This window comes from Streptomyces sp. NPDC044002 (assembly GCF_056434525.1).
In genome coordinates, this window is record NZ_JBWKEZ010000001.1 from 143,970 (window position 1) to 169,619 (window position 25,650).

General features: G+C 69.6%; 29 protein-coding genes. All 29 read right to left on the reverse strand.

Annotated features, from left to right (window positions below):
* Positions 1-8: 8 nt before the first annotated feature.
* Positions 9-1,235: a helix-turn-helix domain-containing protein gene (locus tag AC07A6_RS00610; protein ID WP_478775457.1), complete on the reverse strand. Its 1,227-nt coding sequence runs from the start codon at positions 1,233-1,235 to the stop codon at positions 9-11.
* A gap of 469 nt (positions 1,236-1,704) precedes the next feature.
* Positions 1,705-3,024, reverse strand: coding sequence for an SPDY domain-containing protein (locus AC07A6_RS00615; protein WP_478775458.1), 1,320 nt, complete (start codon positions 3,022-3,024; stop codon positions 1,705-1,707).
* Between the two features lie 57 nt (positions 3,025-3,081).
* Positions 3,082-4,203 carry a DnaB-like helicase N-terminal domain-containing protein gene (locus tag AC07A6_RS00620; protein ID WP_478775459.1) on the reverse strand — a complete coding sequence of 374 codons (1,122 nt, stop codon included), beginning with the start codon at positions 4,201-4,203 and terminating at the stop codon, positions 3,082-3,084.
* Complete coding sequence (locus AC07A6_RS00625) at positions 4,203-5,423, reverse strand: DNA cytosine methyltransferase (RefSeq protein WP_478775460.1); 1,221 nt, start codon at positions 5,421-5,423, stop codon at positions 4,203-4,205. Before AC07A6_RS00625 ends, AC07A6_RS00620 begins: the two co-directional genes overlap by 1 nt.
* Entirely contained in the window at positions 5,420-6,328 is a 909-nt protein-coding gene (locus tag AC07A6_RS00630) for an adenine nucleotide alpha hydrolase family protein (RefSeq protein ID WP_478775461.1), read from the reverse strand. Before AC07A6_RS00630 ends, AC07A6_RS00625 begins: the two co-directional genes overlap by 4 nt.
* A gap of 109 nt (positions 6,329-6,437) precedes the next feature.
* Positions 6,438-7,373, reverse strand: coding sequence for a hypothetical protein (locus AC07A6_RS00635; RefSeq protein ID WP_478775462.1), 936 nt, complete (start codon positions 7,371-7,373; stop codon positions 6,438-6,440).
* 4 nt (positions 7,374-7,377) lie between these two features.
* Entirely contained in the window at positions 7,378-7,890 is a 513-nt protein-coding gene (locus AC07A6_RS00640; RefSeq protein WP_478775463.1) for a hypothetical protein, read from the reverse strand.
* A gap of 203 nt (positions 7,891-8,093) precedes the next feature.
* A complete protein-coding gene (locus AC07A6_RS00645) occupies positions 8,094-8,687 on the reverse strand; it encodes a hypothetical protein (RefSeq protein ID WP_478775464.1) in 594 nt (197 codons plus the stop codon).
* A 23-nt stretch (positions 8,688-8,710) separates the two neighbouring features.
* Complete coding sequence (locus AC07A6_RS00650; RefSeq protein ID WP_478775465.1) at positions 8,711-9,667, reverse strand: alpha/beta fold hydrolase; 957 nt, start codon at positions 9,665-9,667, stop codon at positions 8,711-8,713.
* A 52-nt stretch (positions 9,668-9,719) separates the two neighbouring features.
* Entirely contained in the window at positions 9,720-11,513 is a 1,794-nt protein-coding gene (locus AC07A6_RS00655; protein ID WP_478775466.1) for a type IV secretory system conjugative DNA transfer family protein, read from the reverse strand.
* A 28-nt stretch (positions 11,514-11,541) separates the two neighbouring features.
* Positions 11,542-12,321, reverse strand: coding sequence for an SPDY domain-containing protein (locus AC07A6_RS00660; RefSeq protein ID WP_478775467.1), 780 nt, complete (start codon positions 12,319-12,321; stop codon positions 11,542-11,544).
* Positions 12,318-12,896: a hypothetical protein gene (locus AC07A6_RS00665; protein ID WP_478775468.1), complete on the reverse strand. Its 579-nt coding sequence runs from the start codon at positions 12,894-12,896 to the stop codon at positions 12,318-12,320. Before AC07A6_RS00665 ends, AC07A6_RS00660 begins: the two co-directional genes overlap by 4 nt.
* 44 nt (positions 12,897-12,940) lie before the next feature.
* Complete coding sequence (locus AC07A6_RS00670) at positions 12,941-13,756, reverse strand: SPDY domain-containing protein (protein ID WP_478775469.1); 816 nt, start codon at positions 13,754-13,756, stop codon at positions 12,941-12,943.
* A gap of 2 nt (positions 13,757-13,758) precedes the next feature.
* The gene (locus tag AC07A6_RS00675; RefSeq protein ID WP_478775470.1) at positions 13,759-14,133 is read right to left on the reverse strand and encodes a hypothetical protein; all 375 of its coding nucleotides are present in this window, start codon (positions 14,131-14,133) and stop codon (positions 13,759-13,761) included.
* A gap of 41 nt (positions 14,134-14,174) precedes the next feature.
* Entirely contained in the window at positions 14,175-14,984 is an 810-nt protein-coding gene (locus tag AC07A6_RS00680) for an SPDY domain-containing protein (RefSeq protein ID WP_478775471.1), read from the reverse strand.
* A complete protein-coding gene (locus AC07A6_RS00685) occupies positions 14,981-15,352 on the reverse strand; it encodes a hypothetical protein (RefSeq protein WP_478775472.1) in 372 nt (123 codons plus the stop codon). Before AC07A6_RS00685 ends, AC07A6_RS00680 begins: the two co-directional genes overlap by 4 nt.
* 269 nt (positions 15,353-15,621) lie before the next feature.
* Positions 15,622-16,029 carry a hypothetical protein gene (locus AC07A6_RS00690; protein WP_478775473.1) on the reverse strand — a complete coding sequence of 136 codons (408 nt, stop codon included), beginning with the start codon at positions 16,027-16,029 and terminating at the stop codon, positions 15,622-15,624.
* Between the two features lie 24 nt (positions 16,030-16,053).
* Positions 16,054-16,815: a hypothetical protein gene (locus AC07A6_RS00695; RefSeq protein ID WP_478775474.1), complete on the reverse strand. Its 762-nt coding sequence runs from the start codon at positions 16,813-16,815 to the stop codon at positions 16,054-16,056.
* Positions 16,816-16,883: 68 nt separating this feature from the next.
* Positions 16,884-17,312 (reverse strand): F0F1 ATP synthase subunit epsilon, encoded by a 429-nt coding sequence (locus AC07A6_RS00700; protein WP_478775475.1) that lies wholly within the window; start codon positions 17,310-17,312, stop codon positions 16,884-16,886.
* Positions 17,312-17,569, reverse strand: a complete 258-nt coding sequence (locus AC07A6_RS00705; RefSeq protein WP_478775476.1) for a hypothetical protein — start codon at positions 17,567-17,569, stop codon at positions 17,312-17,314. The genes AC07A6_RS00700 and AC07A6_RS00705 overlap by 1 nt, the downstream gene beginning before the upstream one ends.
* Before the next feature lie 8 nt (positions 17,570-17,577).
* Positions 17,578-17,997: a hypothetical protein gene (locus AC07A6_RS00710; protein ID WP_478775477.1), complete on the reverse strand. Its 420-nt coding sequence runs from the start codon at positions 17,995-17,997 to the stop codon at positions 17,578-17,580.
* Between the two features lie 114 nt (positions 17,998-18,111).
* Positions 18,112-18,609, reverse strand: a complete 498-nt coding sequence (locus AC07A6_RS00715) for a hypothetical protein (RefSeq protein ID WP_478775478.1) — start codon at positions 18,607-18,609, stop codon at positions 18,112-18,114.
* Between the two features lie 30 nt (positions 18,610-18,639).
* On the reverse strand, positions 18,640-19,905 hold the full coding sequence (locus tag AC07A6_RS00720; RefSeq protein WP_478775479.1) for an MFS transporter: 1,266 nt from the start codon (positions 19,903-19,905) through the stop codon (positions 18,640-18,642).
* Positions 19,906-20,565: 660 nt separating this feature from the next.
* Entirely contained in the window at positions 20,566-20,928 is a 363-nt protein-coding gene (locus AC07A6_RS00725; protein WP_478775480.1) for a hypothetical protein, read from the reverse strand.
* Positions 20,929-21,002: 74 nt separating this feature from the next.
* Positions 21,003-21,428, reverse strand: a complete 426-nt coding sequence (locus AC07A6_RS00730; RefSeq protein ID WP_478775481.1) for a hypothetical protein — start codon at positions 21,426-21,428, stop codon at positions 21,003-21,005.
* Between the two features lie 1,004 nt (positions 21,429-22,432).
* Positions 22,433-22,687 (reverse strand): hypothetical protein, encoded by a 255-nt coding sequence (locus AC07A6_RS00735; protein WP_478775482.1) that lies wholly within the window; start codon positions 22,685-22,687, stop codon positions 22,433-22,435.
* Between the two features lie 31 nt (positions 22,688-22,718).
* On the reverse strand, positions 22,719-23,450 hold the full coding sequence (locus tag AC07A6_RS00740; protein WP_478775483.1) for a hypothetical protein: 732 nt from the start codon (positions 23,448-23,450) through the stop codon (positions 22,719-22,721).
* Between the two features lie 44 nt (positions 23,451-23,494).
* The gene (locus AC07A6_RS00745; RefSeq protein WP_478775484.1) at positions 23,495-23,989 is read right to left on the reverse strand and encodes a hypothetical protein; all 495 of its coding nucleotides are present in this window, start codon (positions 23,987-23,989) and stop codon (positions 23,495-23,497) included.
* Positions 23,990-24,122: 133 nt separating this feature from the next.
* Positions 24,123-25,637, reverse strand: coding sequence for an ATP-binding protein (locus AC07A6_RS00750; RefSeq protein ID WP_478775485.1), 1,515 nt, complete (start codon positions 25,635-25,637; stop codon positions 24,123-24,125).
* Between the last annotated feature and the right edge of the window lie 13 nt (positions 25,638-25,650).

Below are 25,650 nucleotides of genomic sequence, written 5' to 3' on the forward strand. Positions count from 1 at the left end.
AGAGGAGTTCAGGCGAAAATTTCTTCGATTCCCTGGATGTCGATCGTGGGATACAGGGCGTGGTAAGTGCCGAGGTGATCGGTGATGTGGCGCCGTCCGGAGTCGGTGAGAAACCATCGGTGCGGCCCGTGAGTCACCCCATCGGGGTGCCGCAGAACAATGAAGCCCCGACTCGGGGTGCGCCCGTCAGGGCTTTGTCCCACCGCGAGGTAATGCGGCCCACGCCCGGCGAGACTGCCGTCCACCCCCTGTGTCCCGGCTCGCGCGACACGGACCACGATCTTCCACAGCCACGACGACAGCAGTGGCGCGGCCGGCGCCGCTGCGCGTGCGACACCGAGCGCCGCGCGGGCCACAGCCCGGCCACGCCGGGTCATCTCCACCCGGGTGCGAGGCACGTCCCCTAGTCCGTCGATGTAGACCCGGTCCCGGTGAGCGACGATCAGACCGCGCCGCTCAAGGGCTGCCACCGAAGACCCGGCCCCTGGGTCATGAACCCCCGCCTTGCGCAGCTCTTCCTGAATGCGTGTGTATCCGACTACGTCGGCCGGTGCGTAGAGTGCCAGAGTCATGCGCCGCCACTCCGCCGCCGGCCGGCGTTCCGCCCCCACATAGCGGTTCTGCCGCTGTTCATCCTCGGCCTCCTGGTCCTGCTGGAAGATGCAGGCCAGATAGTTGCGCTGCCGGTCGTTGAGGGCGTGCCAGGCAGCCATCGACTCCTCGGACGGTTGACGGGCACGCCGGGCAGGGAGCACCAGGAGAGGGTCTTCTGGGCGGCTGCGGTGCCAGGCATCCATCACTACCCGGTCGGGAACCTTGTAGACCTGGGCCAGCATGCGTGCCACTTGCCCCAGCGTTTCGGGAGACCGCCACATCCAGCCGCGTACGCGTCTGCCGCGTTCCAGATCGCGGATTTTCTCCGCGCTGATATGCAGGCCCTGCGCGCCCCGCTTGCGCCGCAGCATAGAGGCGGTCTCTTCCGTGCTTACGCCCGCGATACGGCGTAGGTCCGCCAGGGTCTCGGTTCCTCGCTCACGCGCCGTCAGTTCCTGTGCATCACAGCGCAGCACTTTCAGCAGTCGTCCGAAGGTCCGGTCACCGACTGTCCGTGTTCCCGCCTCCCAGTGCCGCACAGCACGTGGCGTGACACCGACGGCCTCAGCCAGCTCCTCCATGCTCATGTCCCTGAACAGTCGCTGACGTGCCAGAGCGTGGGGAGAGAGGAACTGCGTCATGCCACTAGCAAAACGCAGTGAACAGTTCACTGCAACTCCTCTAGCAGCCAGGGACCAGTGCCTGGCCGGCCTCACACGATGTGCCCCCACTCCCGAGTGGCGAGGATTGGGAGTGGAACCCCGGCCTCGACCAGCGGATGTGTCTCCGCAATCGCGCCGGAAGATCGATGCGGGATCAGCGCTACTGCGGGCGAATCGCTCGGATAGGAGTTCGTGTCACTGCTGCTGTATCCCTTGGGTCGGGGTCTGGTGCATGAACTGGACCTGCAGGGCCAGCGATTGGTGGTTGGCGATGGTGGTGTTGACGGAGAAGGTGCGCACCTTCTCCCACTCGCTCTGTGATTCAAGGAACCCAGTCCCGCTGCGATCTCGGCGCGGAGTCCGTGGACGTAACCTGTCGGCGGCGAAATCTATCGTTGCGAGGCCGCTATCAGGAGCCACTGGTTGCCTTCGTGCTAGTGGCGGCTCCTCACCGTCTCCGAGGGGCTGCGTGCGCCGCAGCTGTCGGCATTACAGGTGTCGCCAACGAGGCCTGAGGGCGGGCGGGAAGATGCGCGGCGGCGGACCGAGCGCCACCGGAAGCCAATTCGAAAGCGAGTGCGCCGAGAACGTCGGGGGGAGTTGCGGGCGAGAGCTGGATGACCCAGACCGGCCTGTTTCGGTCTGTGCCTCCGTAGGCCGTCCACGCAGGGAGACCGCTGTGTGGGCGGTTGGCTGCGTAGGGGTCGTGCTCCAAACTGGCGCTGCCATCGGGAGCCTGCCAGTAGACCTGCCGGGTGGAGGCGGTCGGTGACCATCCGGCCTCCTCGAGGCCCTCGGTGGCAGGCTGCATCCAAGGGTCGTTGGTGGTCAAGCTCTCCAGGAGGGCCCGAACCAATAGGGTGGGCGTGGTTGGGCTGGCCGTTGCATGCCAGAGCCGCTCACCGACGGGGCTCTCGTACGCCGCGATCGTCCACGCGATGTCGCTGCGGTGTCGGGCGTCGTGGTCGAACTCGGCCCGGAGGGTCAGGCTCTCGTGGTTGGCGATGGTGCCATCCATCCAGGTCCTGTACTTCTCCCATTCGCCGTTGGCCGCCAGGAAGGACTCGAGCAGGGCTTCGTGCTCCTGCGGGGTGGCTGCCGCTGGGGCAACGGTTTCCGAGGCGGGCGAGGTCGTCTCGGGCCGTTGGTCGGCTGCCGGGGGCGAGGCGGTGAGGGCCTCCGCGGCCGCGCGCTCCGTGTCTGTGAGGGGGGCGGGTCCGGGGCGTACGGCAACGGTGTACTGGCGGTGGAAATCCGCTACCGCTTCCGCCTCGGATTCGTAGTCCGTCGTTTCCTGGCGGAGGTAGTCCTCGCCGTGGAGATGGACGCTCTTGCCGGCTTGATATGTGCCGACGGCGACGGTGGTCCAGCCGTGACGGGCGTGAAGGTGGATGGTGAGTCGGTCACAGGCGATGTCGTCGTGGATGCGCTGGGCCTCGGCGCTGACCTCGCGGATCTCCTCCCGGGTCAGCCAATGCATCGGGTAGTTGCCGTAAGTCCATTCGGTATCGATCTCCTCCTGGAGGGCGGGGTCGATGTGCGGGCTGTAGCCGTGGTGGGCGAGGACTTCGGTGGCCCTCGCGGCGTAGAACGGTTCGTCGTGGTCGATGCGGGCGAGCACCATGGTGTTCTCAGCTGTGTCGCGGAATCCGTGATTGAGGAGGACAACGCGGGCTGAAGGTGCTGCCGACCCGCTGAGGGTGGCGGTGACCGCGGAGGCGTGGTCGGGATGGAGGGCGAGGTGGATGAGGGCGTCGGGTCTGTGCATCGGGTGCTCTCGGGTTGCGGGGTCCGGCCAGTGGTGGCTGGCCGGACCCGGAGGTGGTCAGCGGGATGCGCGCGCGGTCGCGGAGGGGATGCTGGGCGTTCGGGGCCCAGCGCGGGTGGTCGCCGGGGCACGTGCCCTCGGCGGAGCGGCTGGTGTGGGACTGGTGGCGCGGTGCCAGCGGACCCGGACGGCGGTGAGCTCGGCGAGGGCGCGGCGGCTGCCGGTGATCAGCTGGTGGGGCGTGTTTGTCTGGTCCTCGGCGTAGGCCTGGATCCGTAGGCCGGCGGTGTGTGCGCTGTGGAGCAGCGAGCGGCGAAGGACCTGCTCACCCCAGTGGTGTGCTGATCCGGCGGGGGTAGCGAGTATGTCGAGCACGTCGCGGGCGGTGAGGGCTTCGGTGAGGATCCCTTGGTGCTGGGCTTCCCAGAGCACCGTTACCTGGTCGACAGGGGCGCTGCGGTAGGCCAGCGAGGTCAGGCACCGGAAGAGCTGTCCGTGCACGGGCACGGTGAAGTCCTCCGCCTGTAGCCAGCGCATCATCGGCAGGGAGTCGGGACGCGCGGTGGCGGTCGACAGCAGGACCTGTTCCTCGCTGGATGCTTCCTCGTCGGTGTCCCGGCTCGGTGGTTCCGGGGAAGGGGTGCGGGGCAGGGAGCCGGGGTGTGGCGAGAATCGGCGGCCAAGGTCGTCAAGCAGGGCGGCGAGGATGTCGGCGCGGGCCAGGGCGACGGCGGCAGGCTCCGGCAGGGTGGCATCGCCGGCCGCCTGGACGAGGAGTTCGGCGTGAACGCGGACGGCACGACGGGCGTGGTCGGCCCGGATCATCCCCGCGTACTCGGCCGCGTGCTCGGACCTCCCGGCGCCCGCGATCAAGGTATGGAGAAGGCTCGGTGTCAGAGCCGGGGTCGTGGGGCCGGCGTGGCCGAGGACGGATGCCAGCCACACCGGCTCCCTGGCGTGGACGGCCGGATCGGGCGGGGTGAGCGCGGCTACGGCCGCGAACACTGCACCGTGCAGAGGGCGCGCGAAGTGTTCCGGGCTGAGAGGGCCGATGGCTTCGCGCCGGTGGGGCTCGAGGAGCAGGGAGCCGAGGAGGGCCTGCTCGGCGTAGTGGATCGGCGGATCCGGCGGGGTGTCGTACGGGTCGAAGTCCGGCTCTCGGACCGGTTGGTTGGGCATCAGGCTGCCAGGGTGAAGTCGTCGCGGGTGAAGGTCTTGCCGAGGTGTGGGGCGAGCAGGTGCGCGGCCAAGAGGGGTGGGACGGCGTTGCCGATCTGGGAGAACTGGGAGCCCTTGGTTCCGGTCCAGGGGTAGTCGGCGGGGAAGGTCTGCAGGGCGCCGGCTTCGGCAGCGGTGATCCGAATCGGGTCTGGGGCCTGGCCGCTGCTGTCGGCCGCGGGAGCGGCGACCCACATGCACTCGTTGGCCCGGTGTCCGAAGAAGAGCGTTCCCGCCGGCTCGTCCAGTCCCCTGGTGGTGGCGTTCGTTTGGTTGTTGCTGCGCAGCGACCAAGCCCAGCCCGTTTCCGGGTCTGCGTCGATGGGGGCTCCGGTCCGGCGTGTTGTCCGGACGGCAGCCCGCTGAGGTGAGGGAGCCTTCCAGCTACCGCGGTCGCGGGCGTCGGTGAGCGCCTTGCGTGCCCCGGACGGGAACGGTTCGGGGCCGCCCCCCGGACCGCCACCGGCGCAGACGGTCGGGACGGGCCGGTCGGTGGCACCCCAGCCGAGGGCCTCGGCCATGGATACCCACCGCTCGCGGCCTGGTCCGAACAGGCTCTCAGGCTCTGCGGCCTGGGCGTGGGTCGGCTGCGGCGGTGCGGCGGTTCGTGTGCGGGAGGCGAGCAGGATCGCCCGCCGCCGGGTCTGAGGCACGCCGTAGTCGGCGCAATTGAGGACCCCCGTCCAGACGGAGAAGCCCCAGCCCCTGAGGATCACGGCGTACTGCCGCCACAGCGGCAGGACGTCCGGGACCTCCTCCATGACGATCCACTCCGGCTCGCCGGCAGCGTGGAGCGCGTGGAGGTAGCGCATCGGCTCGGCCGCGAGCAACGAGCGGACGTCCTTGCACGCGGCGAGCAGCTCCGCCCTCGTGTCACGGCCGACGGCGAGGTCCGCGACGGCCTGGTGCACGAGCGGTTGGTCTACGAGGCCGAGCCGCTTGCCTGCCATCGACCAGGCCTGGCATGGCGGACTCGCAATCAGTCCGGCGGTACGGCCCACCAGCGGCCAGGTCGGGTACATCGCCACGTCGGTGCGAATGGTCAGCTGGCCAGCCGCGGCCCGCGTGCGGCAGGCCCACGCGTCCCACTCCAGACCGACGTCGCGGACGCCGAGGACCGTCAAGGCATGACTCCAGCCTCCAGGGCCGGCGAAGAGGTCCAGCACGAGCCTGCCCGTCAAGAGGCCAGCCCGAAGTCGTCCTGCTCCGGCTCGGTTTCCCCGCCGCGGCAGGCCCACGGCGAGCAGCCGTTGACTACGCCGTGTTCCAGCTCGTCCAGCTCGGCGGCGGCGCGCTCCGCACGGGTGACGTGGTCGATCGGCGCCACGTCGAGGGGGACACGCGAACGGTGGAGAAATGCCTGTCCCAGCAGTGGGTTACCCGATGCGTTGGCTCGCGCGTTTCCCTTGCGTATCGCTGCATCGAATGCCACCACGTCGTCCCACTCGGCCGGAGAAGCGTCCCTGATGCTTCGCCACTGCGCATTTCCATGAAACGGACAACCCAGGCAGCTTGACTTGGGTGTATTTGCTAGTCCGAGCTCGGAGAGGTAGCGGATGCAGTCGGAGCGTGACCAGTCCATATCGGTTATCAAGGGGTGCCTGTTGCGCATGTACTGGACATCGGAGTCCTTGGCGCGATGGAACTCGTCGGTGGAGATGCCGACCCACTGCTCGACGAAAAGACCCTTCGGGACGGGCTTAGGGTGGGGGTATCCGAGCAGCTCGCGCACCTGTCGTTTTATCGGCTTAATCTTGTACTCGCCAGTACATTGCCGTCGGGTCATTCCAGGTCGGCCGTCTTTGTTGAGGATGTAGAGCGGCATGGACGCGAATCGGTGATTCGGGTCTAGGGCGTCATCGCGAATGTTTCCCGACGAAACTCGAAGGATGGGTATGCCTGCCGGTTCGGCTACCTCCCGTTCCAGTCGATCGAGGTGATCATAAACAGCCTGAGGTTCCCACCCTGTATCGGCGAAGACCGCGAAATCTATTTTCGGAAGAATGCCCTCGGCGGAAAGCGCGAGAAGGCACGATGACTGGACTCCGGCACCGAGAGAAAGTAGGCGGTAGCGGGGGTTTTCCAAGGAATGATCTTTCGTGCAGTGAGGGGAAGGGGGGCCGCCTCGGTGGCGGGTATGGGAGGCAGCGCGGCTGTTGGCGCGGGTGAGGAAGGCCGAGACGGCCGCGCGTCGATCAGCGGCGCGGCGTGGCGGTCCTCGGCGAGGTCGTCGCACGTGGCGCCGGTACAGGGACAGTGCTGCTCAGCCGGGTGCGGGCCTCAGAGAGGGGGCGCCGGACGGTGAGCAGAGGGTCTTGTCCTGTCCGGGTTGCGGCGCTCAGGACGCTGTCGCCGGAGCGGAGCTGCGCGGCCGGGATTTCGATCAGGTCATGTACTTGGCCGGCTGCGGAGTTCGGGGTCCAGCCCAGGGCGTGGAGGGTGGAGTGAAGGGGAAGGTCGTAGCGTGTCATCGTGTAGCGCAGGAGGCCGACGGGGATCTGGGTGTGTCGGGCCCAGTCCTCCAGTCCCATACTCAGCCCGTGAGCCCGGTGCGGTACGCCCGTGCCCAGGGTGCTGCGGTTGTGGGGTTCTTCGGCTATGGCCTGCTCGGGATCCCACCCATGGGCAAGACGGCGCCTCATGGTGGTGACGGTGCAGCCGGCGCGGGGATCGACCGCCCAGTGCGACAGAGGCTTCGTCTCGCCGAACGCGGTGATCGGCAGTACGAAGTCGGCGCCCTCGGACCCCTTGAGGAGTGCCTCCTCGAAGGTCATCCGCGACTTCGTGAGGCGGTTGTACAGGGTGTGGTACTTGATTCCCGACTGCTCGGCCCAGCCCCGCAGGGTCAAGGTGCGTCCCTTGTAGGTGTGTTCCAGGGTGGGCTTGTCGTGGCGTTTCCGTGTGATGGCGTCCTCGGGATCCCACCCGAGAGCGAGCCGGGTCCGCAGGGCCTCGCGCTTGACGACGCAGCGTGGATCCGTGGCCCAGTCGGCCAACGGCTTGTCCTCACCGAACGCCGTGATCGGGCCGCGGGCTCGCTCCCAGTCGTACCGGTCGAAGCGTTCTTCACGTGGACGGGCGAGACGCTCTTTGTGTGCGGAGCTGCTGTTCGTTCGGGGTTCGTGTCGCATACGCCTACCGCTGCCGCGCCGTGCCCGCAGCCGGGGAGGCGGGTACGGGAGCGGGAGCGGGGGTGGGCGGCCGGCGGCGGACCGCAGCCTGGGCGTGGTCGAGGAGCGTGTCGAGGGGGAGGAAGTGGCGGTGGACTTCGGCGCGGTCCGCTGCCGAGTCCTCTGGACGGATGGAAAGGGCGAGGCGGGCAATCGGTTCCAGCGCCTGAACGTAGTGAGTCAAGGCCTGCGCGATGGGCACGGCTGCCTCGGCGAGCTGGGCGCTGCTGCGCTGACCCCTGGGGGTGGGCCATTCGAAGCGGTTGTAATGGGCGTCGTTTGCTACCTGGTTGAGCAGGCTGGTGAGCAAGGAGACGTGGCGGGTGGCGGTGAAGTGTCCGTGCTTGTCGAGGGGCAGCGGCTGGTGGGCGCGAATGTCGGCGACGACAGCGTCGGTCGCCTCGCGGACAGTGAGGTACTCCAGGTGCTGGGGCTCGTACGGAATCCCCGGGCGGGGCAGATCAGAACGGGCGGGCATGCGGTTCCTTCGTCAGGGGTGGTCGGGTTCAGCGGCGCTGGCCCGGCGCGGTAGAGGGGAGAGGAGTCGGTGGCGAGGGTTTTCCAGGAGGGGGTTCCAGGGTGGTGCGGGCGCCGGAGGGGACGGCGCCGGAGGCGGGGAACCGTCAGCGAGTCCACGGACTTGGGGAGAGAGGAGGACGCGGTCCAGGAGAGCGAAGTCGGTCACCGGCGCCTGGTGCTTCGGGGTGCTGGCGGTGCCGGTGCCGGGCCGGTGGTATCCGACGCCTTGGCGAGCCGTTCGGTGAGGGGCCGTCCAGCGACGGTCGCGATAGCGTGTTCCCGCAGTGCCCGGGTGACAATGCCGATGAGTTCGTAGCAGGTGTCGGTACTGTCTTCGAGGTGGTTTGCTGCCTCCAACTGGTGCCCGGCCATCTCGTACTCCTCCGCGGAGTACCGGCTCTCCGTCGGCATGACGTCCTGGTGGGACGGGAGGATCGGGACGTCGCGGTACGGGTTGGTGCTGAGGGCGAGAGCAAGCTCGGTGCTAGCCCTGGCAGTTGAGCCCACGAGCTTCGTGGTCGTCTCCAGGATGGTGGTCCAGCCGGGAACCTCCGCGAACGGGTCCTGGTCAAGCGCCTTCAGCAGGCTGATCGTTCCGGCCGTCAGGCTGTGTGTCCTCAGGATCAAGGGGGCGATCTTCAGCTGTGCATCGGTACCCAAGGTGTAGTCGAGGTCGATGATGTCGCCGTAGAGCTGACCAAAGGAGGCGGGCAGCTCCCATAGATGGTCGATCGGATCGAAGTCGAGTCGGTGCATGCGAGTTTGGGCTCCAGGGGATGTCAGCGGGTGCGGGGACCGGTGGTTCGGGCAGCCTTCGCCTCGGGGATGCGGGGCAGGTCCGGCAGGGTGGCGGCGATGTGCTCGGTGACGAGGAGCGGGTGACGCAGGGGGAGGGCATGGGTTGCTTCCGGCAAAACCTGGAGCTCCGCCTGGGGCAGGCGCTGTGCGAGGCGGCGGGCCTGGTCTGCGGGGATGTGGGCGTCCCGGTCGCCGGCCAGGATCCGGACGCGCTGTCCCAGCGCCCTCAGGGGGTCGAGGTCGTGGTGCTGTTCGGTGAGGTCGTGCCACAGGGCGGCGATATCGGCCGTCGGCAGGGTGCGAAGCCCATGCCGGCAGGGGAGGGGCTGGGCCGGTACTTCCACGGGTGCCGGCGGGCAAAGTGCCCAGCGGCTGGTGGCGGGAAGCAGTCGCCGGACCGCGTCCAGCAGCCGGGGGGTCCTGGCGCATGCACGCGCGAGGAGGTTGCGGCTGCGGGTGAGAAGGGCGTGTCCGGCGCCGGTTCCGGTACGGGTGCTCAGCCCGGCGTGTGGCGGGGAGATCAGGACGAGGCGTGTGATCCGTGGTGCGAGGTGGGGGTGGCGTGCAGTCAGCCGCATGAGCGTCATGGCCCCCATGGAGTGCCCGGCCAGCGCGATGGGCCCGTGTGGTGCGGCGGCGTCGAGGAGGTGTGCGAGATCATCGGCGAGCTGGTTCAGGGTCAGCGGGGCGGTGCCGCGGGTGGAGTGGCCGTGACCACGCTGGTCGTAGCGCACGACACGCAGGTTCTGCCGGGCCAGCAGCGGCACATGGCGCCGCCAGAGCGCTGAGGTGACAGAGAGACCGTGGACGAGGACCACGGTTGCGGATCCGTCGTCCGGACCGTCGATGTGCGCGGATACTCTGGCGCCGTCCGGGAGGGCCACGGCCAACGGCCGGGAGGTTGCGCTGGGGTGGGCGTGGGTGGCGGGGAAAGTCATCGATCTCCGAGACAAGGGTGTGGCGCGCGACCATGCAGCCAAGGCTGAATGGTTAGGCCGCGGGCCCGAAATCGGACTGACGCGGCGCGTGCTTGGCTACCGCGCGGGCGGTGATCGCCCTGGATGCGGCTGCAGAGGCCGCGGACAGTTCTTCGGCTCCGGACTCGGTGTACCAGGGCCTCAGGTCGAGCATGGCGGCGCGCATGCCGGTGGCGAAGCACAAGGCCGTGCCCTTGGGGAGGGCGCGGATCGCGTCGGCGGGCAGGATCCGTTCCTGCCGCATGCTGATGCTGGTCGACTTGCCGGAGTCGGAGACGGAGGTGGACCTCGTCTCGACGTCGTGGTCGCCGATGAGCCGGGACAGCTTGTCGGCGAAGTCGGGGTCGTCGATGCCGGAGCCGATCACCTTCACCGTGCTCGCGCTCCACATGGCGTCCATGCCCGCGTCTCCCCAGACTTTCTGGCCCTGCCTGTAGGACTGCAGGATGGTGATCGGGATGATCCCGCGGCTTCCCAGGTGGGAGTACAGGTCGGGGAGGTCACTGATCTTGCACACGTTGGCGGCCTCGTCGAGGATCGCCAGCATCGGCGGGTCCAAGCGTCCACCGGCCCGCTCTGCCTGGGCGGTTGCCGCCCGCATGACTGAGTCCGCGCACGCCGCGATCAGCGCGCTCGCGCTGCCACCGCCATCCTTCGAGAGCAGGAAGAGGGTGTCGGTGCCGGTGACGAAGTCCGACGGCCGGAACTCGGCGATGCCCTTCTGGGGGGTGACCCAGGCGGCGATCTCGCTGTTCAAGAGGGCGGCGGCGTACTGGCGTGCGGTCTCGTAGATGCCGTCCCGCGTCTCGGGCGGTCCCTCCACGGTGCCCTTGAGCTGGGAGGCGACTGCGGTAAAGCGATGGTCGCGAAGGATGTCGAGGGGGGTGCGGTCGGCGGGGAAGGCGAGCCACTGCATCACGTCGGTAATCGGCCGCTCATCGAGGGCAGCGGCGAGGAAGAGCTGCGACAGGATGTTGCTGCCGGCCTTGGACCAGAAGTCACCCTGCTGGGAGGCGTCCACGGAGGCGGCGAGGAAGTGTCCGGCCAACCTGCCTGCCCCTTCAAGGGATTTGGCGCCTGCGAGCGGGTTCCACCACATGGCCCGCTCGGTGTGGGCGATTTGCTGCGGATCCATGGACCAGACCCGGCCGACCTGGCCGCGTGCGTCGTACGTCGCGGTGAACGCGTCGCCGGCCGCCTTGTTCGAGGTGAGCAGGACGGGGCCGGGTGCGGCGAGGATCGCGGGGATCGCCAAGGCTGTCGTCTTGCCAGAGCGCGGCGCCATAATTGCCACGGCGACGTCCTCGTAGCCCATGCGGACTTCATGCCGGCTGCCCTGGAGATTGCCGAGCAGGATGCCGGTGTCCTTCGCGGCGATGACCTTCGCGTCCTTCAGGCTCGGACGCAGGGCACGAGCCTTGGCGGTAATCGCCTTGGCGAGCAGCGGCTCGATGTCGGAACGTTTCGCCATTCCGGCGACGCGCTTCCGCTTCCCCGCGCCCGTGTTGTGGCGCCTCCACCAGACGAAGGCCGTGAGGACGAGCGCGAGGAGGATCGCCGAGGGCAGGATGCGGGTGGCGATCAGGAGCGCTGTCTCCCCGCTGTCCGGCCACAGGCGGCCGGGATGGAGGAGGGCATTGGCCGGCTGATAGGGGATCCAGGCGCCGGTGCCGGTGACCCGGGCGAGCGTGTTCCCGCCGAGCCAGGCCAGCGTGGACAGGGGAACGATGACGGCCATGGCGCCGAGGAGCGCCTTGAAGGCTATGTCGTATCCGTCGCTGTTGGAGGACTTGGAGGAGTTGGACAAGAGGGCGGTTCCAGGGGGGAGGGCGAGGTCAGCGGGAGCGAGGCGGCCGGGGCTGTACGGCAGGTGCGGGTGGGGGCGTTGGGCGGCACGGGCCGGGACTGCGGGAGGCGAGGGCGTCGATGCGTCGCTCCAGGGCGAAGGCCACGTGCGCGGCGGGCAGCTGCCGGACGCTGGTGTGCATGCGGTCCTGTCCCAGCCGGGGCAGGCGCTGTGGGTCGCGCCGGAGCGGTGAGGGATTGGCGAGGGCACGAGTGACCGCCGAGATCAGGTGTGCCGGGGTTCCGGTCCCTATCTGTGCCCGCCAGATCAGTCCTTCGGGGTCGCCGCTGATGGCCACGTCGATGAACCAGGTGTCGGATCCGGTCTCGGTGAAGTGTTCGACGTGCGCGATGCCGTCAGGTGAGGTGAGTCCGCTGTGGTCACGGGCCGGCTGCCAGCCGGCGTTGCGCAGCGGTTCGTATGGGCTGCCGCTGGCGGCGGGACGTGCCGGGTCTGTGAGGGCGTCGGTGAACGCGGCGATGATCTCGGCAGGGGTGCGGGCACCGAAGCTCGCTTGCCACGCAGGTGTGCTGGCAGTCCGGGTGTGGCGGATGACCCACCACGGCTGGTCGGGCTCGGGTTCGAGGTGGAGCAGGGCCTGCTGGTCGGGGCTGGTCAGCACGACTCGCGCGAGGAGCGGGTCGTGGCCGTAACTCCATCTGCTGGCCCGGTGGAGCGCCGTGGTGACCCACGCCGGGTCGCCGGGGCCTGCGAGAAAGAGAGGCCCGACGAAGGCCTGCTCGACATGTGTCTCGTGTATCTCGCTCACCGCCGTGCCCAGGCGGTGGAGCCCGCCGTCGAGGGCAGGGCCGGCGCCATGGAGGAGGTGACGGGCCGGGACGGCTTGGCTCGGGTGGCGCTGTCGATGTCGATCACGGACTGGCCGTGGAGTGCCCAGGCGTCGAGGTAGGCCCAGGCCTCTGCGTTGCGCTCGGCGAGCGGCTCGTCGTACCCCTCGGTGCCCGGCCGGGCACTTGTCGGGAGGTTGTCGCGGACGCCGAGCCACTCGGACTGCAGGGCGTTGATCTCCTTCAGCGCGGTGCGCAGGACCTTCAGGTGCCACCCCCGCCGCAGCGACGTGCTGCCGGCGGGCAGGCGGCTCAGCTGCGCTTCGGCGGTGTCGAGCATGGCCGCCGCGGTGGAGCGCACGGTGGTGAACGCCCGCCAGGTGTCCGCATCGCGACGGCGCTGCCGAAGTCCGTAGGCGGTGTCGTCGTGTGGCCAGCCGTCCGGGTCGGTGTGCCGGTCGGAGTAGGCGTCCCAGGAGACGAGGGCGTCCTCGGCTTCCCGCAGGAACACGCCGAGCCGCCGAAGTGCGTGCTGGTGGGCTTCGTCGGGGGGCATGGGCAAGGAGACAGATCCTTCTGGGGTCGAGGGCGTCGGCGACGTCAGCGGGAAGGGCGAGCGGATGTCCGGCCGGGAGGAGCTGGGGCGGCGGCACGGATCGCGGGAGGCGCAGGGCGGGCACGACATCGACGGGCCTGGGCCAAGCGCGCCTTGTGCGCGGCGAGCACCTCGGTGCCGATCGCGAACTCGACGCCGACCGCAAGCTGGGGACTCTCGTCGATCTTGAATCGGCCACGCAGAACGGTTGTCGGAGTGGAGACGGCGTCGGTGACGGAGGCCAGGAGGTGTGCGGGGGTGTCCTCGTCGAAGTAGGCCCGCCACAGCGGCCTCTCGGGGCCGTACTCGCCGTGATGGTGCGCGGCCTCGAACTCCCATCCGCGGACTCCGAGGAAGGTGGAGACGCGCAGCTCTGCCTGGACGATGCCGTCCGGTGAAGCCAGGGTCTGGGAGCCGGTGTCGTCGGTGGTGTGCGCCCAGCCGCGCGCGGTCAGGATCTCCACAACCGTGGGCGCGGCTTCGTCCGGCACTGGACGGATCAGGGCGTCGGTCAGGCCGGCCACAATTTCCACTGGGGTGGAGACGCTGAACGTTGCGGACCAGTAGCCGGGGACGAACTCGGTGCTGATCTTCCAGCCGTAGTGGCGCCTGGCTGGGTTGAGGTCGAGGTGGTGGCCAAGATCGGGGCTGGCCATCGTGATCGCCGGGTGGAGAGGGTCGGAGGTGTTCGTCCACCCGGCGGCGCGCAGGGCGTGGGTGATGTGCCGGGGGTCGCCGGGCCCGGCCAGGTAGCGGGGGCTGACTGCCGAGCCGAGCTTGTCGTGGTCGGCGGCGAAGGCTGCGAGGTGACGGTCGGTCACCGTCACGGAGTGTTTCCCACCTGCTGGCTGGGAGCGGCGGCCAGCCGTTCGAGTTCGGAGTGGACGGCGTTCAGTTGCCAGTCGAGCACGTTGTATTTCAGGAGGAACTCGGAGGCATCGCTGTACACGCCCCAGAAGTAGTCAAGCTCGTCGCCACCAGCGAGTTCGGGCTTGCCGTAGAAGTAGTCGTTGACTTCGGCCAGCGTCTGGGAGAGGCGAACCACGGCGCCGTCGTACTTGTCAACGAGCGGTACGAGATAGGGCAGCAAGTCGTTCGCGTCCGGGTTGCTGCGTATGTACCGGGTGAGGCGGACCAGGGTGCGGGTGGCCTCCTGGACATCGTTGGGCGTGAAGTCGGCATAGTCGGATCCGGGCATGAAAGTCCTTACGGAAGGGGGGAGGAGCCGTGGCTCCGGTGCTACCGCTTCTGCTGTGTGCCGCTGGCGGACGTATAGGGGCTGGCGGCCGGGGCGTGCTTGCTCGGGCGGGCTGCTGCCCAGGAGTTGCGGGCCCAGGTGGTGGCGCGGGCGGCGGTGATCCGTGCCTGCTGCCAGTTCCCGAGCTGGGAGGGCCGTGCGGAGACGGAGGTGGTGCGGACCCACTTCGTCGCGGGGATGTGCCCGCGCGGGCGCATGACCGGGGTGGGGTCGGCCAGCGCGGCCGAGAACCCCTGGATGAGATGCATCGGGGTGGTGGGAGTGAACACGGCGTCCCAGGTCCGGCCGTGTTCGGTGCGGGCACCGGCCCACCAATGCGCCTGGCCGGGTTCGTTCTGGTGGTACTGCAGCCAGGCGTTCCGGTCCGGGGATACAGCGGTGAAGTGCTGGCCGCGCTCGGTCTCCCAACCGTGTTCCTCCAGCGGAGCCCACGGGTTGGGGGCGTGGGCGGACCGCGGCTTGGTCAGGGTGTCGGTGAGTCCGGCAACGACCTCTACCGGTACCGCGGTGGTGAGGGTGGCGTGCCAGGCCGGCTGGTGGCCGACGGCATGGCCGGAGACGGTCCAGCCGCCGGGCATACCGTTCGGGTCGAAGCCGATCCGTACGGTTCGGTCAGGGCTGTCGAAGACGATCGGTCCGCCCGTGCGAGAGCGGTCCTTCCAACCTGACGCGCGCAGGTACTCGGCCACGTACCGGAGGTCGCCACCGCCGGCGAGGTGACGGGGCTCGACGAGGTAGTGCTGCTCGGGCTGGTCCGCAGTCGGCCCCCAGCCCGTCCACTGCTTCTTCACCGGTGCCTCCTGGCAATGAGCGCGGAGGCGACCGGCGGGATGCCGGTGACGACCGACGGACGGGCGAGGCGGCTCAGGTCTTCGGTGTGCTCGGCGAGATCGGCGTGCACTGCATCGAGTTCGTTCGAGGCTCGGCCGAGCGCCAGCCATACTTCCGCGGGAAGTACGCCAGCTGTGGCGCGGTCCTGGGCGAACCGGGAGCCAGCGGCCATCAGGCCGGTGAGTTTGTCGAGGATGCCCTCGGGCGCCAGGACGTGTGCGAGCACCTGGGCGGCCTCGGCCGGCGGGGCGGAGGCCAGGTGGGCGGTCAGCCGACTGATCTCCTGGGCTATGTGGCGTACGGGCGACGGCGGGTCGTAGAGGGTCACGTTCCTCCGGTACGGGTGGGGCCGGTGCCGCGTCGGCGGGACTCGTCCAGCACGCTGAAGGGTCCAGTGGCGAGCGGGTTGTGACGCCCGGCGGATGAGGTGGTCACGGCGCGCAGGTACCGGCGGAGCAGGAAGACGGCAACGCGCGGTCGGCGGGTGGGGGAGATCGGCGGCGGGTTGGGCGGGGGCGTCGGGATCGTGGTGCTCCGGTTGGTGGCGGGGGCTGCCCCCGGCTGGAAATGCCGGGGACAGCCGGGTGGGGAGGGAGGTCAGCGAGATCGGGGGGCTTTGGGGCTGGCAGGTCCGGCGGGAGGAACGGCTGGAGGTCCGGCAGCCTGGGCCTGGCGCGCGCGGTGTTCGGACATCGCCTGCGCCCATGCGGTCACGTCGTACACGTCCTGGTCGTAGTTGACGCCGAAGCCGGCGACGAGCAGCGGGAGCATCGAGCGGGTGACGAGCTGCTGCTGGGCCTTTTCGCTCAGGCCTTCGGGTGTTTCGTGCCAGACGTAGACAGGGCCTGCGGTCTCCTCGGTCTTGCGTTCGAGGCCGGCGCCGTCGAGGAGGACAAGCAGTTCTTCGGGGGCTCCGGTGCGACTGACGACGTGGATCGTGTCCGGGTTGAAGGCCCGACGGTAGATCTCGACATCGGTCCCGGAGTCATCTGCGAGATTGCCCACGGGGGTGCTCCTGGGGGTGGTGGGTCAGCGGCTGGGGGACGCCACGGCCGGGACCGGTGGGCGTGCGGGCAGTGATGCCGGCATCGGTGCTGTCGGGGCGGGGCGCACCGTGACGCCGACGCCGATCCGGGCCAGCCCCTGTGAGACGGCCTGGACACGGGCGAGCTGCTCCCGGTCGCCGTAGGACGCGGGCAGCAGAAACATGCGGTGGTAGGGGTCGTACTGGAAGCCGTGGCTGAAGAGGAGCCCGGTGGCATCGCGGATGCCAGTGACGGCGCCGACAGCACCGTCCGGATACCAAGCCATGCTGACGTTCCCGGCGATCACCGGAGGTGCGGGCCGACGGGGCACGGGGTGGGTCGTGTTGTGCCGGACCTGGCGCAGCGCCGCCTCGTAGCGGGGCAGCAGTCGGCGGACGACTTGCGCGGTGGCCCGTCCGGGGTCGGCGGGGACGGTGATGCCGTTGGGTTCGGCCACCAGGTGGAAGGCGTCGTGGTGGGCGTCCGGCTGCAGGGCGCCCACCATGAACTGGCGCGAGTGTAGAGGCCGGTCGAAGATCAGCAGGCGGGCTCCGTCGGCGCGGGCGAGGACCGCCTCGTGGCCTAGGACGAAGTTCGTCGCGGCGTATCCGACGGCTCCGACATCCCATAGAGCTTCTGTCGTGCGGATCTGGCCGGGGTAGTCGCCATGGCGGGCGTAGGTGGTGATCCAGGCGCCGCCGGGAAGTCGGGCGGCAAGAGCGTGGGCGAAGGCGGCGAGGTCGGTGCGGGGCGGGTTGGAAGGCATGGGGGTCTCGGGAGGGTGGAGGGACGGAGGTTCACACAGGGCAGGCGGTGGAGGTGGGGCAGCGGGCCCTATCGGTTGGTCGGGGCGCCGGGCCACTCGTGGGTGCCGGGGTGTTCGGCGCGATAGGCGGCCAGATGATCGCTTGCCTGCTGGTGTGTGCGCTGGGCCTGCTGGACGGCGCGTTCGGCGCGGGCCACGTCCTCGATCAGCTCTGCGGCCTCGGCTGCCAGCTCGGGCGGGCTGACGAGGCCGGTGAGGGTGATCTCGAAGACCTGGGCGAAACCGAGGGCGTCGTCGAGGTTGATGCGTCGGTGGCCGTTCTCGATCCGCCACACCGCCGATTGGTTCATCCGGTAGCCGTTGTGGTTAAGGCGGTCGGACAGGCTGGTCGTGCTCCACCTGCGGCGTCTGCGTTCGAGGCTGATTCGTGCCGCGGCGTGGTCTTCGCCGAGGACCCGCCCTGCGGGGGCGCTGTCTTCGCTGACGTCGATGGCCATCAGTGGGTGCTCCGTTTCAGCGGCAGGGGGTCATCGGGTGCGCCGGGCGAGGGTCGGCAGTGGTGGGGGGCATGGACGTCGGGGGCGAAGTCGGGATCGTGCTGCGCGGCGTAGCCGACAGCGCTGAGCAGGGCGATGCCGGGGAAAAATCCGCTTCGCTGAAGGATGAACTCGGCTTCGGCGTCGCCTCCGCGGGCGAGGATTTTGTCGGAGTGCGGATCGCGTCCCATAGGGACGATGCGTGCGGTCAGGGGCATGGTGCTGGCTACTTCCGGCCTGATGCGTCCGCGACGTGGACGAGCTGGTCGAGGGCGGTCAGCGTGTACCAACCACAGTCGACGGCGGTGCTGTCCGTGCTGGCCATGCGCACCATGAGCCTTTCCAGGGCGCGCAGGTAGATGAGGCAGTCGGCGCAGCGGCGGTCGAGATGGACGAGATAGCGGGGGTGCGCCGTGACGAACGTGTGCTGCCCGCCGTTGGGGTCACGTAGCCGCCAGCCGTCCTCGTCGGTGGGGGTGTGCCAGGACGGGGTGACGACGGTCATGGAGTCCCCCCAGAGCTCGTCGCCCGCGATCCCCTTGAGGACCACGACGCGGTCGCCCGGGGCGAAGTGCCGGTGGGTGATGTCCCGGTCAGGGGTGAGGGTGTCGGCCGGAACAGCGGGGCGAGGAGCGGCTTCGGGCACGGAGGATTCCTTCCACGTGAACGCGGCAGAGACGGCGGTGGGGATGACTTCAATGGTCCGGAGAATCCGTGATTTACGAATTCACGGATGCCGTGATAGCTGGCTCGCAGTTCCTCACCGGAACGGATTCTCGGTACCGCGGTCGCCGTCACCAGCAGCATCCAGGAGTTCCGGAACATCCACACCGGCGGCATCACGCTGGTCAATCCACCAGCCGGCCCGAGTGACGGCCCGGATCTTCCCCTCCAGGGCCGCCCAGTCGGCGTCGTCCCAGGTCCCTTCGACGACCAGAGCGGTGTAGGCGGTGGTGACCAGCTGGTGCCGGCTGCGTTCGCCCCAGTCCAGGGCACGATCGGGCCCGTCGAGCGGCGGCATGTCGAACTGCTCGGCCCACTCCTTCGCGGCGGCCTGCTCCGCTGCCCGCCGGGCGGCGAGCCACTCGTCGCGGCTGAGGTTGTCGCCGGTCCGGCTGGCCTTCCAGCAGTCGGTGCAGTCGCGGCCGGAGAGCCAGCGGGCGAATCCCGCGCGCCGGTCAGCGGGGCGGTCGGAAAGGTTGTGCTCGACCGAATGTCCACAGGTATGGATGACGGTCCAGGTGGTGCGTACGGCCATGAAGAGGTGCTTCTCCTTTTGAGAATTCGGTCAGTTGTGGGCGGCGCGGGCCCGGGGGCGCCGGTGCCGACCCCGGCGGTGGGAGGCACCGGCGGGGGTGAGACGACGGCGGGCAGCGGCGAGAACGGCCAGGGACACCGCGGCGCCGACGGCGGGAAGCGCGGCTCCGGCGAGCGGGTGGGCTGAGAGCGCTCCGGCGAGCGCGGTGCCCGTGGCCTGGCCGATGCCGACGGAGAGGATCAGCCACGCGTACGCCTCCGTGGTGCGTGTCGGCGGGGCGAGCGAGTCCACGGTCAGGAAGGCGCAGCTGATGACCACCGTGAGGAACAGCCCTGGTACCGCGACGGCTGCGATGGCAGCGCGCGGGCCGGGCAGGGTGAGCAGCGGCAGCCAGCCGGTGAGGAAGCACGCGGCGCCGACGAGGAGCTGCGCCGCACTCGAGCCGGGCCACACACGCCGCCCGTAGAGCAAGCCCCCGAGGAAGCTACCGGTGGAGAACGAGGCGGGGATCGCGCCGGACAGCAGCTCCATGCGGTGGCTCGCTGACATCGAGACGGACCACACGTTCATGGCGCCGATGGCGCAGCCGGTGCCGGCGAGGGCCACGTACAGCATCAGCAGCCCGGGGGACAGCAGGCGTCCGTCCGGCTCGCCGTCGGGGGCGGTCGCAGGGCGCCAGAGCCGGGACGGCGACGCGGTCAGGACGATCACGGTGCCCAGCAGGCCGAGTACGGCAGTGGTGATCAGAGCGAGCCCGGGGCCGCGGGCAGCGGAGATTGTGGTCACCAGGAGGGGGCCGACGATGTAGAGCAGCCCCTGCGTGCCGGTGTCGAGGCTGAGAGCGATGCGCCGCTGGCCCGGATCGGGGAGGACGGCTGGCCACAGCGCCCGCATTCCGGCTTCCAACGGCGGGGTGAAGAGCCCGGCCACACCCACCACCGCAGTGACGGCGGCGGGGTGTCCACTTGCACCGATCACCGGAAGGGCCAGCAGGCTGGCGGAATTGAGGATCACTGCCGGTCCAGAGACACGGGTCTGGCCGAAGCGGTCCATCAGCCTGCCCTTGACAGGCTGGCTCAGCCCGGACGCCAGCCCGTACAGGGCGCTGAGCATCCCGGCGAAGGCCAGTGAACCGCCAACGCCCGTAATCCACATGATGATTCCGACGGGAACCATGCCGTTGGGCAAGCGCCCGATGAGGGTGCCACCGAGCAGGCGGGCAACGTGCCGACTGCCCAGTACCGCACCGTAGGTGGCGCGCGGCTGCGGGACGGGCGGGTGATCGGTCAGGGGCAACAGGGGGAGGGCTTTCCGTCGGTGTCATACAGGAGCGGTGCGGCGCGGCGCCGCAGGCTGGGCGACCTGTCGGCGCCGCAGAGGTCAGCGGGTGTGGGGCTCGCCGCGCGGGACGGCGACGGGCTCGCGCGTCGCGCTCACCTGCCACGTCCGGTCGCTGACGTGGTCTGCGCCGGACGCGGGACCGCTGGTGTGGTTGTGCCAGGCGAGTACGGCAACGTGGTGTGCGGCGTGCCGCGCTGCGGTGAGCGAGAGTTGGCGGCCTGCGCGATCCGAGAGCGGTGTTCTTGAAGCGTGGTCGCGCGCTGCTGGTGAGGCGAGTCCGGGGTGAGGTCGGGGTCGAGGGTGAAGTCGGCCTGTACGCGGAGGCCCAAGGCGCGTATCGCTGCGACGGCTTGCCGGGCGCGTCGGCGGCCGTCCTGCCCCGGTTCGGTGAGCCGGTGCAGGGTGGTTCCCGGGACGGGTTCGAACTGGACGCGGTCGAGGACCCAGTTCTTGAGGTGGTCGGTCAGGGGCCGGCCGGATGCGGCGACGAAGCCGTGCTCTTCGTGCCAGCCGATGTACAGGTGGGGTGGGTCCGCAGGCAGGGGGCGGTCCTTTCAGCGCAAGGTACGGGTGGAGACCTCGGCAGCCGGTTGGAGCCGGGTTGGGACGCGAGGGTCAGGCCGGGCTTGGGGCCGGGTTCGTGGCGGCGAGCTGGTCGACGCCCAGCTGGAACAGCAGCCGGTCGGCGACGTCGAGGAGTTCGCTCGTGCGGCGGTATCGGTCCCCGAGGGCACCGTGACCGTGGCCGTCGCACCACTCGCCGGCAGCGCGCAGGAAGTCACGCAGGGCCAGCAGCGCACCGGACTCGGAGCCGATGACTGTGTCGGTGACGAGGTGGAACTGTGCCGGGGTGTCGGCGCTCATGAGCGCCTCGGTCCAAGGCAACAGGCTCTGGCCCGGCCCCGGCAGATTCAGCGTGGCCAGGTAGTCGGCCGCTTCCAGCCGGGCGGTGCGCCGCAACTCGCTACTGCCCCGCACGGCCGTTGTGGGTGGCTCCTGCCCCGGTGTGTCGCCGGTAGCCGGATTCGGTGGATGCCGGAGCGGCTGGGCGCTCACCGGCGGGACGCCGACTTGGGTGCCTGCACTCGGAGTTCGGCCTTGCGCACGGTGGTCGTGGGTGCCTGGCTGCGACTAGCGGGGCGTGGGAGCCAACGGTCGGCGTCGTCGGTGAACGGAGTGAGCGGGTCCACGTCCCAGCCAACGATGAGACCGTGGGTTCCGTTCTGGAGGCTGATCACCTCGACTCCCTGCGGATGCAGGACATACGCCCAGCTCAGCCAGCTTTCTTGGGCGGACACCTCGTCGAACGTCATCCGCTGAACGGGGCTGCCGTCCAGGGTGACAAGGCCGGTCGTCGGGCGGCACGCGTCGTACCCGTTGCCCAGGTGCTGCTGCACGGGGTCCGGCGCATCGGTGAGGAGGTCTGCGCCGAGGTAGTCCCAGCTGACGGCGGGGGAGTCGACGAGGAAGCGGGCCATTGCTTCGGTGTCGCCCTTGAAACGGAACTGGTGGGCTGCGAGCAGTAGCGGCAGGTGGTGGGTGGGGTAGCCGTCCCAGTGGACGTATATGCCCTCGAAGCCTGTGGGTGTCGGTCGGGCGATGCAGGATCGGGTGGCCAGAGCAATCTCCTGATGCGGATGGATGAAGGACGAGGCGACGGGCGGAGGAGGGGCTGAGGACATGGCCCCTGGACGAGCGGACGCCTAGAGAAGAGGGCCGCGAGGGGCTTCGCGGCCGCGAGGCCGCCGGGGAGGGACGGGTGGCGGGGGCGGGCGGCTGCCTGGGGATGTGTTGAGCGGGATCCCGGTCACGTAGACGATGTCGAAGCCGTGGACGCTCAGGCGCAGGACGGCCTGCTGGATGACAGACTCGGGATGCCGATCCGCATGCCTGAGTTGGCACAGACCGGTTGCAGGGTCCAGTACCCACCGGCCGTCCGAGTGGAGCAAGGCCCTCACGGCCGTCGGCGCGACCGTATTCAGCAAGGGCTGGCCGTCTTCCGCTCGCCCGATCACGATCTTGTCGTGCTCCCTGAACCGGGTGGTGCGGGCCACCGCCATTGCGGCAGTGCGGTACGGGCGCAGGAGGCGACGCCGGACGCCGGCCGCTGCTCGTACGGGGTCTTCTGCCACGGCGATCGCACGGGGAGGCTGGACGGCGCCGTACTCGAAGACACCGGCGGGGAGTACGGGGGAGACGACGAAGGAGCCCAGGTCTGGTGTTCGGGGGAGAACGTAGAGCTGAAGGCCATGCGGATGGGTGAGGACGGCCCGGTGCCCGTGAGGGAAGGACTCCAGAGCACGGTGCAAGCTGCCGCCGGCCATGTCCCAGATCCGGCGTTCAGCCGGGTCGCGACCGGAGGGGGTCCAACGCCCCGCCGTAGTCCAGCCGGGCCCCAGCCCGGTGGCGAGTCGCTCAGCGAATCCGGTAACGAGTGCGTGTCGGTCGACAGGCCCGATTCGGATGCCCGGCGGGTCCAGCTTCAGTCGTCCGCCTTGGGCTGAGGGTGGTGTACGTGCGCGACGGCGTGTCCGCGGGAGTGCAGGGCGTGTACGGCTTCGTGAACGAGGTGTTCCTGCTGTTCGGTGGGGAGCGTGTGCGGGGCGGCGTACCCGTGGAGGCGGGAGCAGTACGTGAACCCTCTGGCCCACAGAAGCTGCTGCACCGGGTCGGTGCGGGGCTGGTTCAGCGGGCCGGCGGTGTAATGGCCGATGTGAATGCTCACAGGGTGGTACACGGAGGGGGGATCCTTTCTGTAGTGGTCCCGGTCAGCGCTGCCTCGGGGCTGTCCGGGTAGCAGCGATGGGCTGCGCGGGCGGTCGGGATGCCGATGCGGTCCGAGGCAGGAGCTGGCGCCGCAGGTCCGCTAGCGCGGTGAACTCGGCCGTCGCCTCCAACGAGGTCTCTGCCGCGAGTCTGAGTTCGCGGCGACCGTCGGCGTGGTGGAAGACCATGCGCCACTGGAGGTGCTCGGCGAGGCGTCCGCCAGAGGAGCCGTTCGAGATGGCCGCGACGGCGGCGAAGTGCTGTACCGCGGATGCGGCGTGCGTGGCAGCAGCCGAGAGGGGAACAAGCACGGAGGTCACCAGGGCGGGGGAAAGCCTGGAAGTTTCCATGAGGGCAGAGACCGCGCGCTGCGAGGTGGTGGCAAGCCTTTGGGCGTGGCGGGCCTGGTCGAGCAGAGCGTGGTCGAGCGGGTGCTCAGGGACGTGACCGGACTCGTCCAGCAGGGTGAGCTCGTTCATCGCGCGGCGGAAGTCCTCCGCCTGGACCTTGAGTCGGGCTGGCCAGGCCTGCTCGTCCGGTACCGGGTCGATGTCCCAGGTGAAGCGGTACTCGGCGTACGTGCTGATCAGACCGTTCTCCCGCTGGGCTTCACGGTCGACGACTTGCTCGAGGAGTGTGTCGTCCTCGGCCTGGCACCGCCGGTAGTCGGCCCATGCTTCGTCGGTCAGGTCAGGCGGGCGTTGCATATGGAGGAGTCCTTCGCTCGCGGTCATCTCGCACGGCACCGGCGGCCATTGGGCACGGTGGTGGTGCCTGTTCACCGGTGCTTGGCCTGCGATGACGGGGCACGCGGCACGAGATCCGGCGTCGCTCTGACGAGGCTGGGCCTCAGCTGAGTGGTCGTGGTGACCATCGGCTTCGAGGCCGGCCGGGCGGGGAAAGCGCGTTGGCGGAGGTGCGCCAAGTGCGCGTCGACCGCTGTGATCAAGTCGGCCACGTGCGTGCTGCCGTCGAGGTCGGGTCGCTCTCTGGAGTCGTAGAGGACCGTCATCGACGATCGGTCCTCGGCGGGGGTTTCGTACGTGACCATCCATCCGTCGTCAGATCCGATGATGAACACGGCGTCGTGGTCGGGAGGCCAGGCGTAGACGATCCAGTCATCCAGTCCGTAGTCGACGTCGCAGCTCAGTCCGCGCTGTCGCAGCGGGGTGGTGACGTGCTCGAACCTGGCCCAGGCACGGAGCCACTGGGGATCTCGGGTGTTTCGGTGGTCGGGCAGGGGTGCCAGGCCGGGGGTGGGCGGCGTGTTCAAATCAAGCGGCTCCGGTAGGTGGCACGGATGGCGCCAAGGCATGGGGCGTGGGCAGGGAGAACTCGTCGTGTCCGGCCGGGAACAGGCCAAGGACTATCGGGGTTCAGGAATCGCGAACCCATGGGTCGGCAAGTCAGTGCATTCGGGAGTCCGTATCAAAGAGCTGCTGCTCAGCGGGGTGGAGTAGGTGTTGGACGATGAACGACCGTCCGGCGACGCGCCAGAGCCCGCGGCCTCGGTTGAGGTGGGAGATGGCCTGTGTTTCCACGGAGGTGAGTCCGAGGAGGCCGGCGGCGGCGTGGAGCTGGTCGTTTTCCTGGCGGTAGATGATGCGGGTGGAGCAGTCTGCGAGGAGGCCTTCGGCGAGGGCCCGTCCACGTGAACCGGCGTCGCCTGCGGTCAGCAGGTCGGAGAGTCGGTGGATGACCATCAAGTTCGCGATGCCGAGCCCGCGGGACAACTTCCACTGAGCCTGCATGCGTTCCAGCAGGCCCGCGTGGCGCATCAGTCTCCACGCCTCGTCGTAGACCACCCAGCGCCGCCCGCCTCGGGGGTCGGTCAGTGCGGATTCCATCCAGGCTGAAGCACAGGTCATGGCCAGTACGAGCGCCGTGTCGTCCCCGGATCCGCCCAGGCGTGAGAGGTCGATGGTCAGCATCGGGCTGGTGGGGTCGAAGCGGATGGTCGACTGGGCATCGAACATGCCGGACAGGTCTCCGTTGACGAGTCGGCGCAGTGCGTGGGCCAGGTCACGGGCCGCGTCGCCGAGGTGGCCGGACATGGTGCCGCCGGCCTGGTCGAGGAGCTCGGGCTGGTTGAGGGTGTGGGCGATGTCGCCCAGCAGTGGTGTGCGCTCGACCGCGGCGGCGGCCTGGACGACAGCGTCGAGCGCGACGTCGAGCGCGGTGTGTTCCATCGGCTTCAGGTCCCGGCCGAGCACGGTGCGTGCCAGGGATCCGAGCAGCAGCAGGCGCCGCTTACGGACTTCGACCGCCCAGTCGGCCTCGGCCACGCCCTCCCGGCGGGGTGCAGCGTCGAGCGGGTTCAGCTTGCCGGGTAGCCCCGGGCCCAGTGCGATCGACGTGCCGCCGAGGGCGGCGGCTACGGGGGTCCATTCGCCCTTGGGGTCGCACGGGACGTACACCCGGTACCCGAAGGCGACGGAGCGCAGGGCGAAGCTCTTGGCGAGGGCACTCTTCCCCTGGCCGATCACGCCGGCCAAGAGGACGTTGGGGTTGGTGAAGCCTTCGACGCGCCCGTACAGGGTGAAGGGGTCGAAGGTGAAGCTCGCCTCGGCGTGGACGTCGCGGCCGATGTAGATGCCTTCGGCGCCGAGCCCGCCTTCGGCGAGGAAGGGATACGCGCCGCTGGCGGTGGCGGTGGTCATGCGGTGAGCGGGAAGGCGCAGCCGGGTGCCGCGCGCGGAGGCGGGGCCGGGGCGGCCGGAGGCCGGGTACACCGGGAGCGGCATGTGCGCTTCGGCGGGCTCCTGGCCGGCGGGGTGGGCGGTGGCCGTTTCGCGGGCCTTGGCCTGGGCTTCGGCGAGCTGTCGGCGGGCTGCTCTGCGGGTGGCGCGGTCGGTTCCGTGCGGGGTGAACAGGGGGGAGGCGCTGGCGCGGCGGGCTCGGCGGGCGGGCCGGTGGTTCATCGAGGCGGCCTTA

Bases quoted from the DNA above. Each gene is read 5' to 3' on its own strand.
- AC07A6_RS00715 (WP_478775478.1), bottom strand. From the start codon at position 18,609: ATGGCCGTACGCACCACCTGGACCGTCATCCATACCTGTGGACATTCG.
- AC07A6_RS00695 (WP_478775474.1), bottom strand. From the start codon at position 16,815: ATGCCTTCCAACCCGCCCCGCACCGACCTCGCCGCCTTCGCCCACGCT.
- AC07A6_RS00610 (WP_478775457.1), bottom strand. From the start codon at position 1,235: ATGACGCAGTTCCTCTCTCCCCACGCTCTGGCACGTCAGCGACTGTTC.
- AC07A6_RS00750 (WP_478775485.1), bottom strand. From the start codon at position 25,637: ATGAACCACCGGCCCGCCCGCCGAGCCCGCCGCGCCAGCGCCTCCCCC.
- AC07A6_RS00640 (WP_478775463.1), bottom strand. From the start codon at position 7,890: ATGCCCGCCCGTTCTGATCTGCCCCGCCCGGGGATTCCGTACGAGCCC.
- AC07A6_RS00730 (WP_478775481.1), bottom strand. From the start codon at position 21,428: ATGGCCCGCTTCCTCGTCGACTCCCCCGCCGTCAGCTGGGACTACCTC.
- AC07A6_RS00665 (WP_478775468.1), bottom strand. From the start codon at position 12,896: ATGCCCCCCGACGAAGCCCACCAGCACGCACTTCGGCGGCTCGGCGTG.
- AC07A6_RS00650 (WP_478775465.1), bottom strand. From the start codon at position 9,667: ATGACTTTCCCCGCCACCCACGCCCACCCCAGCGCAACCTCCCGGCCG.
- AC07A6_RS00675 (WP_478775470.1), bottom strand. From the start codon at position 14,133: ATGCCCGGATCCGACTATGCCGACTTCACGCCCAACGATGTCCAGGAG.
- AC07A6_RS00740 (WP_478775483.1), bottom strand. From the start codon at position 23,450: ATGACCGCGAGCGAAGGACTCCTCCATATGCAACGCCCGCCTGACCTG.
- AC07A6_RS00615 (WP_478775458.1), bottom strand. From the start codon at position 3,024: ATGCACAGACCCGACGCCCTCATCCACCTCGCCCTCCATCCCGACCAC.
- AC07A6_RS00635 (WP_478775462.1), bottom strand. From the start codon at position 7,373: ATGCGACACGAACCCCGAACGAACAGCAGCTCCGCACACAAAGAGCGT.
- AC07A6_RS00620 (WP_478775459.1), bottom strand. From the start codon at position 4,203: ATGCCCAACCAACCGGTCCGAGAGCCGGACTTCGACCCGTACGACACC.
- AC07A6_RS00700 (WP_478775475.1), bottom strand. From the start codon at position 17,312: ATGGCCATCGACGTCAGCGAAGACAGCGCCCCCGCAGGGCGGGTCCTC.
- AC07A6_RS00645 (WP_478775464.1), bottom strand. From the start codon at position 8,687: ATGCACCGACTCGACTTCGATCCGATCGACCATCTATGGGAGCTGCCC.
- AC07A6_RS00705 (WP_478775476.1), bottom strand. From the start codon at position 17,569: ATGCCCCTGACCGCACGCATCGTCCCTATGGGACGCGATCCGCACTCC.